14 protein-coding genes are annotated in these 14,764 nt (G+C 29.6%); 5 read left to right on the top strand and 9 right to left on the bottom strand.

Going from position 1 to position 14,764, the window contains the following annotated elements; genetic code table 11:
• Positions 1 to 25 precede the first annotated feature (25 nt).
• Genes Q1A46_RS12840 through Q1A46_RS12850 form a run of 3 tightly spaced genes read right to left on the bottom strand, consistent with a single transcriptional unit; the run spans position 26 to position 2,149 of the window.
• Positions 26 to 379: a carboxymuconolactone decarboxylase family protein gene (locus Q1A46_RS12840; protein ID WP_299679209.1), complete on the bottom strand. Its 354-nt coding sequence runs from the start codon at positions 377 to 379 to the stop codon at positions 26 to 28.
• Complete coding sequence (gene tatC, locus Q1A46_RS12845) at positions 351 to 1,178, bottom strand: twin-arginine translocase subunit TatC (RefSeq protein ID WP_299679210.1); 828 nt, start codon at positions 1,176 to 1,178, stop codon at positions 351 to 353. The genes Q1A46_RS12840 and tatC overlap by 29 nt, the downstream gene beginning before the upstream one ends.
• Positions 1,178 to 2,149 carry an SIS domain-containing protein gene (locus Q1A46_RS12850; RefSeq protein WP_299679212.1) on the bottom strand — a complete coding sequence of 324 codons (972 nt, stop codon included), beginning with the start codon at positions 2,147 to 2,149 and terminating at the stop codon, positions 1,178 to 1,180. The genes tatC and Q1A46_RS12850 overlap by 1 nt, the downstream gene beginning before the upstream one ends.
• 148 nt (positions 2,150 to 2,297) lie before the next feature.
• Between Q1A46_RS12850 and Q1A46_RS12855 the strand changes: the two genes are divergently transcribed.
• Together Q1A46_RS12855 and Q1A46_RS12860 are read left to right on the top strand one after the other, a co-directional pair.
• Positions 2,298 to 4,481 carry a RecQ family ATP-dependent DNA helicase gene (locus Q1A46_RS12855; RefSeq protein ID WP_373456512.1) on the top strand — a complete coding sequence of 728 codons (2,184 nt, stop codon included), beginning with the start codon at positions 2,298 to 2,300 and terminating at the stop codon, positions 4,479 to 4,481.
• A 14-nt stretch (positions 4,482 to 4,495) separates the two neighbouring features.
• Positions 4,496 to 5,086: a YdeI family protein gene (locus Q1A46_RS12860; RefSeq protein ID WP_299679217.1), complete on the top strand. Its 591-nt coding sequence runs from the start codon at positions 4,496 to 4,498 to the stop codon at positions 5,084 to 5,086.
• 2 nt (positions 5,087 to 5,088) lie between these two features.
• On the opposite strand, the gene Q1A46_RS12865 is transcribed toward Q1A46_RS12860, so the two are convergent.
• The gene (locus Q1A46_RS12865) at positions 5,089 to 5,448 is read right to left on the bottom strand and encodes a DUF4258 domain-containing protein (protein WP_299679220.1); all 360 of its coding nucleotides are present in this window, start codon (positions 5,446 to 5,448) and stop codon (positions 5,089 to 5,091) included.
• Positions 5,449 to 5,667: 219 nt separating this feature from the next.
• Between Q1A46_RS12865 and Q1A46_RS12870 the strand changes: the two genes are divergently transcribed.
• A complete protein-coding gene (locus Q1A46_RS12870) occupies positions 5,668 to 6,660 on the top strand; it encodes a lipocalin family protein (protein WP_299679223.1) in 993 nt (330 codons plus the stop codon).
• A 94-nt stretch (positions 6,661 to 6,754) separates the two neighbouring features.
• Here the strand turns inward: Q1A46_RS12870 and Q1A46_RS12875 are convergent, their stop codons facing one another.
• The 4 genes from Q1A46_RS12875 to Q1A46_RS12890 are packed head-to-tail and all read right to left on the bottom strand — an operon-like array spanning position 6,755 to position 11,219.
• Positions 6,755 to 7,468, bottom strand: a complete 714-nt coding sequence (locus tag Q1A46_RS12875; RefSeq protein ID WP_299679226.1) for a DUF6733 family protein — start codon at positions 7,466 to 7,468, stop codon at positions 6,755 to 6,757.
• A gap of 19 nt (positions 7,469 to 7,487) precedes the next feature.
• Positions 7,488 to 8,246 carry an enoyl-CoA hydratase-related protein gene (locus tag Q1A46_RS12880; RefSeq protein ID WP_299679229.1) on the bottom strand — a complete coding sequence of 253 codons (759 nt, stop codon included), beginning with the start codon at positions 8,244 to 8,246 and terminating at the stop codon, positions 7,488 to 7,490.
• 21 nt (positions 8,247 to 8,267) lie between these two features.
• Positions 8,268 to 9,581 (bottom strand): hypothetical protein, encoded by a 1,314-nt coding sequence (locus Q1A46_RS12885; RefSeq protein ID WP_299679232.1) that lies wholly within the window; start codon positions 9,579 to 9,581, stop codon positions 8,268 to 8,270.
• A gap of 6 nt (positions 9,582 to 9,587) precedes the next feature.
• Positions 9,588 to 11,219 (bottom strand): AMP-binding protein, encoded by a 1,632-nt coding sequence (locus Q1A46_RS12890; RefSeq protein WP_299679235.1) that lies wholly within the window; start codon positions 11,217 to 11,219, stop codon positions 9,588 to 9,590.
• A 164-nt stretch (positions 11,220 to 11,383) separates the two neighbouring features.
• Between Q1A46_RS12890 and Q1A46_RS12895 the strand changes: the two genes are divergently transcribed.
• On the top strand, positions 11,384 to 12,109 hold the full coding sequence (locus Q1A46_RS12895; protein ID WP_299679238.1) for a response regulator transcription factor: 726 nt from the start codon (positions 11,384 to 11,386) through the stop codon (positions 12,107 to 12,109).
• The gene (locus Q1A46_RS12900) at positions 12,084 to 13,583 is read left to right on the top strand and encodes a HAMP domain-containing sensor histidine kinase (RefSeq protein ID WP_299679241.1); all 1,500 of its coding nucleotides are present in this window, start codon (positions 12,084 to 12,086) and stop codon (positions 13,581 to 13,583) included. Before Q1A46_RS12895 ends, Q1A46_RS12900 begins: the two co-directional genes overlap by 26 nt.
• Here Q1A46_RS12900 and Q1A46_RS12905 read toward each other — a convergent pair.
• The gene (locus tag Q1A46_RS12905; RefSeq protein ID WP_299679244.1) at positions 13,564 to 14,760 is read right to left on the bottom strand and encodes an alanine dehydrogenase; all 1,197 of its coding nucleotides are present in this window, start codon (positions 14,758 to 14,760) and stop codon (positions 13,564 to 13,566) included. The two genes, Q1A46_RS12900 and Q1A46_RS12905, sit on opposite strands and share 20 nt — an antisense overlap.
• Positions 14,761 to 14,764: the final 4 nt, after the last annotated feature.

Genomic DNA, 14,764 nt, shown 5'->3' on the forward strand with positions numbered 1-14,764 from the left:
TGTATTAATTGATTGTTAAATTGAATTAATTTGGAGTTTCCTCTTCAAGAGCTTCCCAAAATTCGACAGCTCTTCTTAAATGAGGAATTACAATTGTTCCACCAACTAAAGTAGCAATAGACATAGTTTCCATCATTTCTTCTTTAGTAACTCCGCTTTTGTATGCAGTATCTAAGTGATATGCAATACAATCATCACAACGTAATACTGCAGAAGCTACTAATCCTAATAACTCTTTAGTTTTTACTGATAAATGACCTTTAGCATAAGCATTAGTATCTAAATTAAAAATTCTTTTGATTACTTTATTATCACCTGATAGTATCTTTTCGTTCATTTTTGAGCGATACTCATTGAACTCTTGGACTTTTTTCGACATTTTTTTGTTGTTTTTTAATTACATATTTTGAAATGTAAATTCCGACTTGATATAAAAACATGATTGGAACAGCTACAATAATCTGACTCGCAACATCTGGAGGTGTTATTATGGCTGATAATATTAGCACAACAACTAATGCATGTTTTCTATATTTTCTTAAAAATTCTGGAGTTACTAAACCTATTTTTGTTAGGAAGTAAATGATAATTGGAAGTTCAAAAAATATTGCAACTCCAATTAATGTATTCGTAATTAAACTGATGTATGCACCAAGTTTAAAGCTCTTAACAATAGCATCTCCAATAGAGAAATTGTAAAAGAAATATACAGACATCGGTAAGATTACATAATAACTAAAAAGAATTCCTGAAAAGAATAGGGAAGAAGCAGAAAAGATAAATCCTTTCGATCTTTTACGTTCACTTTCTAATAAACCAGGAGCAATAAATCTCCATATTTCCCATAAAACATAAGGAAAAGCGAGTATGACTCCTAAAATTAATGAAGACCAAATTGCTGTCATTAATTCTTCTGTAGGGTTTAAAACTTGTAATTCTTTAGAAAATTCAATGTTACAAAAACTACTATCAATTCCAATTAAAGAAAATGCTTTACAGAAAAAACGATAGGTAACAAAATCGGGTTTTAAATGCGCTAATAAAACCTCATCAAAAATTACTTTTATGAAACTAAAAGCTAAAATTGCTACAGAAAATATAGCAACAATACTTCTTATAATATGCCATCTTAATTCTTCAAGATGGTCTAAGAAAGACATTTCTTTTTCTTGTGCCATTAAAATATACCTTCTTTTAAAATATCATGTAAGTGAACAACACCAACATAGTTGTTATCATTATCACATACTAAGATTTGTGTAATATTATTATTTTCCAATGTATCTAAGGCATCAATTGCCATAGCATCAATATGAATAGTTTTAGGTTGTTTACTCATAATATCAGCAGCAGTTAAATCATCTATTTTAGTAGTTTTATTTAACATTCTTCTGATATCTCCGTCAGTAATAATACCTTCAATTTTATTTTCAGTATTAATTACAGCAGTAACTCCTAATCTTTTTTCAGAGATTTCTACAATTACTTTAGAAACTTTATCTGTAGGAATTACTTTTGGTAATTCATTATTGTTAACTAAATCAGATACTCTTAAATATAAACGTTTACCTAAAGCTCCTCCCGGATGATATTTCGCGAAATCTTTATTACTAAATCCTCTTAAATCTAACAAACAAACAGCTAATGCGTCCCCTAAAACAAGTTGTGCGGTAGTACTATTCGTTGGAGCTAAGTTATTTGGATCAGCTTCTCTTTCTACATAAGAATTTAAAACATAATCAGCATTTTTACCTAAAAAAGAATCCGCATTACCCGTTATGGCAATAATTTTATTGTTCGAATTTCTTATTAAAGGAACCAAAACTTTTATTTCTGGAGTATTACCACTTTTTGAAATACAAATCACAACATCTTCCGTTTGAATATTTCCTAAATCACCGTGAATTGCATCTGCAGCATGCATAAATACTGCTGGAGTTCCTGTAGAATTTAAAGTAGCAACTATTTTATTTGCAATATTTGCACTTTTACCAATTCCAGTAATAATTACTCTTCCTTTAGAATTTAATATGAAGTTAACTGCATTAGCAAAGGAATTGTCCAAAAAATTAGTTAAATTAGCTATACTATTGCTTTGAAGTTCAATAGTTTCTTTAGCTTTAGCTAGTATTAAGTCTGTATTTTTCAAGTAAAACAGGTTTAATTTAAAGTGTAAAAATAGGAATATTTTAGCTAGAAAAACTTTCCTTTTAAAAGAAACTTTGAAGATCTTTAAGTAATTATTTTTGTGTATTAGTTTGAATTTTTAATTTTGGCTTTCTGGGAACATTATGAAAATGAATTTATACGATGCTTTAAAAAAGTTTTTTGGATTCAATCAATTCAAGGGACTTCAAGAAGATGTGGTAAAAAGCATACTGAACGACCAAAATACGTTTGTAATTATGCCAACAGGTGGTGGAAAATCACTTTGTTACCAATTACCAGCCTTAATGAAAGAAGGTACCGCAATTGTGGTTTCACCATTAATTGCCTTAATGAAGAATCAAGTTGATGCTATCCGTGGAATCTCCGAAACTCACGGCATAGCTCATGTATTGAACTCTTCATTAAACAAATCTGAGGTCAATCAGGTGAAACAAGATATTATGGACGGCGTTACAAAATTGTTGTACGTTGCACCCGAATCTTTGATTAAAGAGGAATATGTAGATTTCTTAAAATCACAGAAAATATCTTTTGTCGCCATTGACGAGGCTCACTGTATCTCTGAATGGGGGCATGATTTTAGACCTGAGTATAGAAATCTTAGAGCTATTATCAAACAGATCGATAACGTTCCTGTTATCGGTCTAACTGCAACAGCAACAGAAAAGGTACAAGAAGATATCTTAAAAACTTTAGGAATGACTGATGCTAATATTTATAAAGCATCATTTAATAGAGCTAATTTATTTTATGAAGTTCGTCCTAAAACAAAAGATATTGAAAAGGATATCATTCGTTTTGTAAAGCAAAAAGAAGGACAATCTGGTATTGTTTATTGTTTAAGTAGAAAAAAGGTAGAAGAGATTGCCCAGGTTTTACAAGTAAACGGTATCAATGCTTTACCATATCATGCAGGTTTTGATGCAAAAACCAGAGCAAAACACCAAGATATGTTCTTAATGGAAGATTGTGATGTAGTTGTTGCTACAATTGCATTTGGTATGGGAATTGACAAACCAGATGTTCGTTTTGTAATTCATCATGATATTCCTAAAAGTTTAGAAAGTTATTACCAAGAAACAGGTAGAGCAGGAAGAGATGGAGGAGAAGGTCACTGCTTAACATTCTATTCTTATAAAGACATAGAAAAATTAGAGAAGTTTATGGCAAATAAACCTGTTGCAGAGCAAGAGGTTGGTCATGCTTTATTACAAGAAGTTGTAGGTTATGCTGAAACTTCAATGAATAGACGTAAATACTTGTTACATTATTTCGGTGAAGAGTTTGACGAAATAAATGGAGAAGGAGCTGATATGGATGATAATATGAAAAATCCTAAGAAAAAACATGAAGCTCAAGAACAAGTTTGTACTGTTTTAAAAGTAGTAAAGAATACAAATGAAATGTATAAGGCTAAAGAAGTTGTAAATACAATTACTGGAAAAGAAAATGCCTTATTAAAATCGCACAAAACTACAGAACAACCATTTTTTGGAATAGGTAAAGAGAAAGATGGTAATTATTGGATGGCTTTAATTCGACAAATGTTAGTTGCTGATCTTATTAAAAAAGAGATCGAGCAATATGGTGTTGTGAAGTTAACCAAAGCAGGAAAAGTATATTTAGAAAATCCATCTTCATTTATGATGACAGAAGATCATGTTTATAATGATACTGATGATGGATCTATAATTACGAATGCTAAATCAAGTGCTGTTGGATTAGATGATAAGCTTATTAGTATGCTTAAGGATTTAAGAAAACAAGTAGGTAAGAAATTAGGTGTTCCTCCTTTTGCTGTTTTTCAAGATCCTTCTATTAATGATATGGCTTTAAAATATCCTATAACCTTAGAGGAATTATCTACAGTTCATGGAGTAGGTGAAGGTAAAGCTAAGAAATATGGTAAAGATTTTATCAAATTAATCGGACAATACGTTACTGATAATGATATTACTAGACCAGATGATTTAGTGGTAAAAAGTACAGGAGTAAACTCTGGTTTAAAGCTTTATATTATTCAAAATACCGATCGTAAATTACCTTTAGAGGATATTGCAAAATCAAAAGGTTTAGAAATGAATGAGCTAATTAAAGAAATGGAAGCTATTGTATTTTCTGGAACTAAATTAAATATTGATTATGCAATTGAAGATTTATTAGATGAAGATCAGCAAGAAGAAATACATGAATATTTTATGGAAGCTGAGACAGATAAAATTCAAGATGCATTAGATGAATTTGATGGTGATTATGACGATGAAGAATTACGTTTAATGAGAATTAAGTTTACTAGTGATGTAGCTAACTAGAATTTAAGAAATTAATGAACGAAAGAGTTACAGCATATATATTAACTTCAGAAAAATGGACGCAAGAATTAAACCTTTTGCGTTCTTTTTTATTAGAATTAAATCTAGAAGAAGCTATCAAATGGGGAGCACCAGCATATTTGTATAAAGGAAAGAATATTATTGGTATTGCTAGGTTTAAAAATTATTTCGGATTATGGTTTCATCAAGGAGTTTTCATTAATGATAGATATAAAGTTTTAATGAATGCTCAGGAAGGAAAAACGAAAGCAATGCGTCAATGGCGTTTTACTTCTATAGAAGAAATAGACAAAGTAAAAATTGTAGATTACGTTTTACAAGCTATAAAGAATGCTGATGAAGGCAAAGAACTTAAGCCTAAAAGAAACACAAAACCATTAGAAATTCCTGAATTACTAATCAACGAATTAAATAAGAGCGAAAATTTAATGATTAATTTTAAATCTTTTTCGTTAAGTAAACAAAGAGAATTTACAGAATATATAAGTTCTGCTAAAAGAGAATCTACACAAGTAAGTCGACTACAAAAAATAATTCCTATGATTATGAAAAACATAGGATTAAATGATAAGTATAAAAAATAAAATTATTTTAGAATTATTTTATCAATAGTTGCAGTACTATCACAACGTATTACATATAAATCTAAATTTTTACTAGTTACGTAGTATTCTGCACAAGGCCTTAAACGAGGTTTACTCTTTCCAAAATCAACATCGCCTGTTTTCAAAATAGTAGAAACTTGAGCAGTATCTATATTGTTTGATAGCATTACAGACTTTGCATTATCAGAAAATAATCTTTTTTTGGTTCTAATACTTTTTAAAGTTCTTGCATCCATTCCATAATCAAAAGTAACTTTTTTGTTTTTCCAAAAGAAAGAAACAGCTAAAGTTCCCAAAGCTACACCGACTAAATAAAAACCTATTCTTTTAAGTAATTGCATTGTTAAAATTTACATGTCAAAAATATTAATATATAAGCAGACGGAATAATTTTTTTTGAACATATATTAAATTTTATTTTCAAAAGTTAAAGTCAATATAATTAAAGGTTTAATGATGTTTTTATGATAAACTCAATTATTACAAGTGTTAATTTATAAAATTTAGGTAGGGTAAATATTTTAATAGCTGTTTTAAGTCCGAATTAAAACCACATAAAAATGAAATTACTGTCTATTAATTTAAAAACAATCGCTCTATTATTAACAACTTTAATTGTTTTTACTTCGTGTAATGATGATGACGAAACTACTCCTATTGATGGAAATCAAAACCAATCAGTATTTAATGAACTTATAGGAACATGGTTAATTCAAAAAAGTAGTGTAAATGGAGTAGAAGTGAGTGCAGAATCATTTAACTGCTTAAAAACATCTGTAATAAAATTTACAGAAAGAAATTATGAATTAAATTATAATAAAAAGGGAACTGGAGCCTTTGCAGCCGGTTGTGCAGTTACTCAACAATTTTCAGGAACATATGAAGTAAATAAAGAAGGCGTTGTAGATTTAAATTCAAACAGAGGTTTAACTGCTGAGTTAAAAGAAGGAAAACTTATAGTAACAACCGTAGAAGGAAATACAAAACAAGAAGATATTTTTATAAATGAAAAAGATATAGTTACTTCTGTATTAGATACAGATGATACTAGTGCAGGAGGAAATCCTACAACAGGAACTCCTGTAGAAACTGAAGAGTTTAAAAAGTTAAAAGAAAAACTACAAGGAAAGTGGGCATTAAATTCTTTCGAAATTAACGGAGAATCTATTACATTAAGTTCATGTAGATCAGGTTCTTTAATTGAGTTTAAAGAAAACAATAATGAAATTTTCATTCTTCAAAAGAAAGCAACATTCACGCAAGGAGATTTAAATAAATACGGAATTGGTATTGGAGGTACTGGAATAAAAACTATAAAAGTCACAAAGTCAACCACTAGTGGAAATAATAAAGATAAAGTAACGATTGATAGTAATGCTTCTTGTAAGTTTATTAAAGAAAGTACAAGAATTTTTGAGCATGTTTCAGATAATACTTTAAAAATTAAAACGAGAAATATACAGTTTAAGTTAATCGATGCTTCTACAATAGAATTAACTTTTAAAAACACTTCTACTAATACAGAAGGGAAACAGATTTACAAGAAAATGTAATCTTTTTTAGTTGATAAGAAGAAACCTTAAATATTTTAAGGTTTCTTCTAAATTACTAAAACATAAGTTTCAGTAATTCCCCCAACTTAGTATTTTATAAAGGGATAAAGGCTTGAATTTTATAAAATTCATCAGCATTTAAATTGTCATTAGAAATGTTTGGTCCGAATGCAAAACGAAACCAAACTCCATTATTAAGTGTTGCTTTTACATAGCCTCCTAAAAACTGATATAAAGTTTTTGTATCTCCACTATCAACTCTAGTTTGTCCTAAATGCTCATAAAATCCTCCAAAAGAAAAAGAGTCGCTCACTTTAAAACCAGGAATTACCCAGTTTAACATTAAATCCTGTGAGCTACCTTCACCACGTAAACTCATGTAATACGCATGATAGGTTTCAAATTCAAATCTTCCAGAATTGTATAAAGCAAAAACACTAGGAATTAAACTTTCTGCAATTTTAGTTCCAGCAGTTTGAGATAATAACTTTCCATGTCCGAAACCTAAACTAGGGTTTACAAACAGTTTACCGTCTTTAGAAGCTAAACCTAAACCTACACCAGTTTCTAGAAATAAATCTTTTCCTTGATTACCAAAAGAAGGATTCACCCAAAAAACACTGTAAAAAGTTAATTTTGTTCTAGGTTTAAGTTCATAAGAACCTAAAAAAACATTATTAAATCCGGCTCCACTATTGTGAATAGGCATAATAGCAAAAGAAGTTTTCGATTTTTTTTCTTCTTCTTGAGCAAAAATGGAAGCTATTGATAAACATAAAATTGTGATAAAAATGATTGATTTTTTCATGATAAATTGAGGTTAAAGATTAATTAAAATTTGGAGTTCTTTTTTCTAAAAAGGCGCTCATGCCTTCGGTTTGATTTTGAGTATGAAATAAAGAGTGGAACAACTTTCTTTCAAATACAATTCCGTCTTTCAAACTACTCTCTAAAGCTTGATTTGTAGCTTCTTTTGCAGCTTTTAATGCTGTTTTAGAATAAGAAGCAATCAAGTGTGCTTTTTTAATAATTTGTTTTGTGAAATTTTCCTGAGGCAAAACTTGAGTAATAAGTCCGATTTTCTCAGCTTCTTCGGCGTTAATTGTCTTTCCGGTTAAAATGATTTCCATGGCTTTAGATTTTCCAACAAGTTTTGTTAATCGTTGAGTTCCACCAATACCTGGAATAACTCCTAATTTAATTTCAGGCTGACCAAATTGTGCATTTTCTGAAGCATAAATAATATCACACATCATGGCAAGTTCGCATCCGCCACCAAAAGCATAACCATTTACCGCAGCGATTATAGGAGTTTTAATGCGTGAAAAAATTTCCCAATACCCAAAATAATCTTCATTAAACATTGCTGTGAAATCTTTTTCAGCCATTTCTTTAATGTCAGCTCCAGCACAAAAAGTTTTTTCATTTCCTGTAATAATAATACAGCCAATTTTCGGAGATTTATCATATTCTAATAATCCAGAAATAAGTTCATGCATAAGTTCTGAATTCAGTGCATTAAGTGCTTCAGGACGGTTTAATTTGGCAATAACGATCCTATCTATTTTTTCAAATAGTACATTCATAAGTAATAAGTTTTGTGATTGTTAAGAGTCCCAAATAGCTCCGTAAGCTGGAATTCCTCGGTATTCCATATTATGAACTACTTTTTGCGTTAAACTCTGATTAGAAATACAGATTACAGCTTCAGCATTAAAATCTTTATAAGCTTGGTAAGTAAGTTTTACCAAATCAGGTTTTCCATGTTCATCTGTATTCCAAATAATAGCATTAGGTTGTACATTTTTAATCTCATTTACTAATGCTTCTCCGTATGTTTTTTCAGGAGATCGAGTAGACCAAATTAAAACAGAAGGAGTTTCATTGAGTAATAAATGTGGTAAACACGGACCAATACCGCTTCCTGTGGCAACCCAAATTACTTTTTTAAATAATTTATCTACATTTCCAACACCTGCTGTAGGAATTCCTTTTACCCAAATTTTATTAGGTTTTTCTGAAATGAATTTTCCAGTCCAATCTCCAGCTCTAGAAATAGTTAAACGAAAACCAGTTTTATCGGGAGCAGGAACATTTGCAAATGAATGCCATTCTAGTAGCGGATTTCTGCTCAATGCTGTAGATGAACCAGCAAAAGGTGTAACTCCGTAATCGAAACTAGTTAAGGCAACATGATTAGAAGGACTATCGATATTGATATCTACTTTTTTCAAACGTAACCACGGAATTATTACACTTGCGGTTAGAACAATTAAAATCCAAAAATCTAATTTATTCCACAAAGGAATTGAAGGAGATTCTAGTCGTACGAATAATAGCATTTGAACCCAGAATAATATCAAAACTGACCAGCCACCAATTCTGTGAGTAATTTCAAACTGATTGTGATATTTGGCTCTCATTTTTGGCAAAGCCATAATTACAATAGTAACTAATAATACCAAGATGAGTGTGGTAATAATTACTATAGGATTGTTGATTTGATATACATCGTTAGATAAACTCTTGTAAATCCCCCAAACAAACACAAAGTACCATAAAGTTCCCATAGTTGCACTAGAGCTGTGTAAACCGCCAAAATGATATACTTTGGCACATATTCTTCGAATAAACAAAGGCCAATGTTTTGGAACACTTGTAGCTATTGTAAATAAAAGATTTATTACATACTGTTGTCGAATTAATATCGCGAGTGTAAAATTGAAAAGAATTACTCTAGAAATCTTATAAATAGCTATGCTTTCTGGATTAAACCAATTCCATGAAGTTAATCCTTTGAAGAAAATGAAACAGTTTATTAATGTGATTAAAATAAATAATCTTTTGTAGGGAATAAGCAAAGGATGTTTTCCTAATCGATATAGAAAACTCTTTTTCGGTGGTATAATTATCGTATTCATGATTGCTTATTTTAAATAGGAAGTTCTAATTTTACGTTTGTCGATTTTACCTCTAGAAGTCTTCGGAAGTTTATTTAAAAACTTAAACTCACTTGGTACATAATAATATGGTAAATCTCTTTCTATGGCTTCAATTATTTGATTCAAAAGAGTTTCTGTAGCTTTTTTATCAGTCAAACTAATAAAAGAAACCAAATGATTTTTATGTTTTAAAGTAACAGCTCGTTTTACTTCATTAAAGTTTTCGATGATTTTAGTTATAGCATCAAGTTCAACACGAAATCCTTTAATTTTTACCTGATCGTCAATTCTTCCATAATGAATTAATTCTCCATTTTCATCCCATCTCCCTAAATCACCAGTATTGAACATCATATTCTCTCCTTTCAAAAAAATATCTTTAGCATATCTAGTTTTATTTAGTTCATCGTTATTGATGTATCCTTTAGTAACACAATCGCCACCAGCCCACATTACGCCAACATCACCAACTTTAACTGGTTTTTTGTCATTATCTAATACATAAACAGTATTGTTTGGTGTTGGTTTTCCAATAGAAAGCTCATAACTGTTTGGAACACATTTTTTCATGGTATTTACAATCGTAGTTTCTGTTGGTCCGCAACAATTGTAAAAATCACATTTCTTAGACCAAGTATTAGCTAAAATTACAGGGCAAGGTTCTCCTGCTACAGCTACAGCTTTAATTTCATGACATTGTTCTGCATCTATAGAAGTAAGGATAGTAGGGGTGGCAATAATAACATTGGCTTGTTTAGCAGTTTCTTCAATATCTTTTCCACGAATTAATAAAGTTCCTCCGTTTCCTAAACAACCTAAAACTTCCCAAGCGGCCATATCAAAAGAAATATTTAAAATTTGAGCAACTTTTATTCCAGGAGAAATACCAAGATTACCTGGAGCATTATATAGAATATTACATAGATTTTTGTGTGTTACTTCCACACCATTTGGAGTTCCTGTTGTTCCAGAAGTAAATAAAATGAAACAAGAATTGTTAGCGTCATCATTCACATGATGAATTAATCGAATATTTCCATAGAGATTTTTATAGATTTCTTTTTCTAATTCTATATCTATTTGAATTAGATCATCGCTTTTGAAAAAATCTAGCTTTTCAGAATAATCCGATTGTGTTAAAATGATTTTAATATCACCAAGTTTAGTAATTTCACTAAGCATATTTTTAGGAACTATTCTAGGATCTTGAGGAACATATACTGCTCTTAGTTTTAAAATGGCAATAATTCCAATTAGCATTTCTAAAGAACGATGTGTATACAAACCTACTTTATCACCTCTTTTTATTCCTTTTTGTTTTAAGACTAAAGCAAGTATTGTGGCTTCATCATCAAGTTGTTTGTAAGTGATACTTAAATTCCGAAATATAGCAGCAATATTTTCTGGTGTTTTTGATACCCAATACTCAAAAGCATGAATAACATTTTTGTATGGAGTATCGATTGCTGGAGCTATTCCATATTCAACAAATAAGTTTTGATCTTCGGATGATAGGTGTTTAATTTCCTCTAAATTAATCTGTTCTTGTCGTAGATTGATTTCTTCTTTTAAAGCCAAAGAGAAGTTATCATCATCATTGATAATTGATTTTTTCATGATCTATTTTAATAAAGGTTAATACTAAAATTGAAGAACTGCAGTTCAATTTTACAAGGACAAATAACTTTTTAAAGTATCACAGAAGTATCACAGAAGTATAAAATATATGTAACATTTTAATTTTTTTATATTAGCACAACCCCGAATAAATCTACTCTCAAATGAAAAAAATATTAATTATAGATGATGATAAGTCAGTTTCAAATCTTTTAAAAATTAACATTTTAAATCATGGTTATGCTGCAGAATTAGCTTTTGATGGAGCTCAAGGACTTGATTTAGCAATAACTAATGAATATGCTTTAATTCTTTTAGATATTACTTTACCGAAACTCGATGGAATTGAAGTTTGCAAAAGAATTCGTCAAAAAAAAGAAGTTCCAATTATCATGCTTACAGGAAAAACCGATGAACTAGATAAAGTTTTAACTTTAGAATTAGGCGCAGATGATTATGTAACAAAACCATTTGGAATTAGGGAATTAATAGCTAGAATTAAAGCTGTTTTAAGACGTTACGAATACAATTTTAATTTAGATATAAACAAGACCTTGGTTTTTGATGATTTATCTATTAATATTCCTAAACGAATAGTTTATAAAAAGAATTCTAGAGTTAATCTTTCTCCAAAAGAATTTGATTTATTGACTTTATTCGCAAATAATCCTGGTAAAATTTATAGTAGATCAACCCTTTTACAACTTGTATGGGGATATAATTTTAAAGGATATACGCATACTGTAAATTCACATATAAATAGATTAAGAAGTAAAGTAGAGTACGATATGACTAATCCTAAATATATTTTAACAGAGTGGGGAATTGGTTATAAGTTTAATGAATCATTAACATCCTATTTAGATGAGCAAATACCGATCGTTGTCTAATAGGTTTGTAGTTAAATTAAGTATTTCTTTTTTACTTACCATTTTAATAATTGGTGTTATTTATATATCAGTTACTTTTTTTTTGTTAGACAAATTCTATAGTCAAACTACACAACGATTAAATGCTGATATAGCCAATCATTTAATAGATGAAAAATTTAAAAGTTCATCCCCTTTTTTAGAAAATGGAAATGTAAATATTCAATTATTTGATGATGTAATGCATGATATGATGGCTGTTAATAGAGCTATTGAAGTGTATTTGTTAGATGAAAATGGATTTGTATTACATTCTGTTGTTCTTGATCACTCTGATGCTTCAGAAGAAATAAAACAAGTTGATTTAACACCGATTCATAAATTCATAAATAATAAAGAAGAGTATATTTTAGGAAATGATCCTAAGAATATATCAGAAAAGAAGATTTTTTCAGCAGCGTCATTTGAAAGTAACGGAAAAGTTGGCTACATATACATATTATTGGCTAGTCATGATTTTGAACAAGTTTGTAATAGTTTATTTAAATCTTATTTTTCCAAACTTACAACAACTACTATTATAATAACAACCCTATTGTCTTTAGCGATAGGGTGTTTAAGTATATTTTTAATTTCTAAAAGTTTACTTATTATTATTCATCATGTGAATAAATTCAAAGAAGGAAATTTACAAAGTAGGATACCAGAAAAATCTACTAGTAACTTATCAATTTTAGCTACAACATTTAATGAAATGGCAGATACCATTTCTTATCATATAGAAGAAATAAAGTCAATAAATACATTTAAAAAAGAATTAATAGCTAATATTTCACATGATCTTAGAACGCCACTAACCATAATTAGAGGATATGCAGAGACATTAAATGAAGATAAAATTTTAATTACTGATGAAAATAGACAAGAGTTCTTAAAAATTATAGAGAAAAGTACTTTAATATTATCAGATTTAGTAAATCAATTATATGAATACTCTAATTTAGACACAAAACGTTTACCGATAAAGAAAACGATTTTTAATTTACCACAATTAGTAGATGAAATAGCTAGTCGTTATGGTATGATATCAAAACAGAAGAAAGTTAACATACAAGTAGTTTGTAAACTCTATAAAAATCAATTTGTATTGGCAGATAAATTACTAATTGAAAGAGTAATTCAGAATATTTTGGATAATGCATTAAAGTTTACACCAAAATATGGAAATATAGTTTTACTGCTAGAAAATAATAAAGAACGAGCAGTTATAAGAATTAAGGATTCTGGCTTGGGAATAACTAAGACAGAAATTGATTCTATTTTTGACAGATGGTATACTTCTGGAGATACAACTGAGAGTAAAGGTTTAGGTTTAGCTATTTCAAAAAAAATAATTGAATTGCATGGAACACATCTTATGATTTACTCAGAAGGAAAAAATAAAGGATCAGAATTTATGTTTTCGCTACCGAATACTACAGAATTAATAAATTAATATCTCTAAAAGGAATATCAAACCAGTCACCAACCGTTTTATTAGTTAAAATTCCATGATAGAAATACATACCGTTACGTAAACTTTTATCGAATCTAGCAGCATTTTCAAAACCACCTTCTTCAGCAATGTTTAATAGGTAAGGAGTTAAGATGTTACTAATAGAAACAGAAGCCGTTCTTGCGTATCTAGAAGGAATATTAGGAACACAATAATGAATAACGTCATGTTCTCTAAACGTAGGTTTGCTATGTGTAGTTACTCTAGAAGTTTCAAAACAACCACCTCTATCGATACAAACATCAACAATAACTGCACCTATTTTCATTTGCTCTATCATAGTTTCAGTAACAATGATAGGAGATCTATCAACTCCTCTGATTGCACCAATGGCAACATCACAACGCATTAATGCTTTTAATAAAGACTTTGGTTGAACAGTAGATGTATAAATAGGTCCAGGAATGGCTTCTTGTAATTTTCTTAATTTAGTAATAGAATTATCAAAAACTTTTATACGAGCACCTAAACCAATAGCAGCTTTTGCAGCTGATTTACCAACGGTTCCAGCCCCTAAAATAACAACATCAGTAGGAGGAACACCACTTACATTTCCTAATAATAAACCATTTCCTCCATTTGCAGAAGACATTAATTCTGCTGCTATATGCATAGATGATATTCCTGCAATTTCACTTAGTGATTTTAAAACAGGGTATACACCATCTTCATCTTTTATGTAATCGTAAGCTATAGCTGTAATTCTCTTTTTAGCTAAAGCTTCGAAGTATTTTTTATCTTGAGTTTTTAATTGTAAAGCAGAAATTAAAAATGATTGTGGATTCATTAATTTAATTTCGTCTAATGTTGGTGGTTCAACTTTCACAACCAAATTACAAGCAAAAACTTCTTTTATATCATAAGATATTTTAGCACCAGCTTCAGAATATTCTCTGTCTGTATAATTAGTACCTTCTCCAGCGTTATTTTCAACAACAACTCTATGGCCATGTGCTACTAAAGCGGCAACAGCATCGGGTGTTAAACTAATTCTCTTTTCTTCTAATCTGGTTTCTTTAGGTAACCCTATGAATAACTCTCCTTTTTGCTTTTTAATTTCTAGCATTTCAGGTTGAGGAAGTAGTTGTTCTTTAGTAAATGGTGTGATAGAACTCATTAAT

Origin of the sequence: uncultured Tenacibaculum sp. (genome assembly GCF_947502995.1) — a bacterium.
Classification (GTDB): Bacteria; Bacteroidota; Bacteroidia; order Flavobacteriales; family Flavobacteriaceae; genus Polaribacter.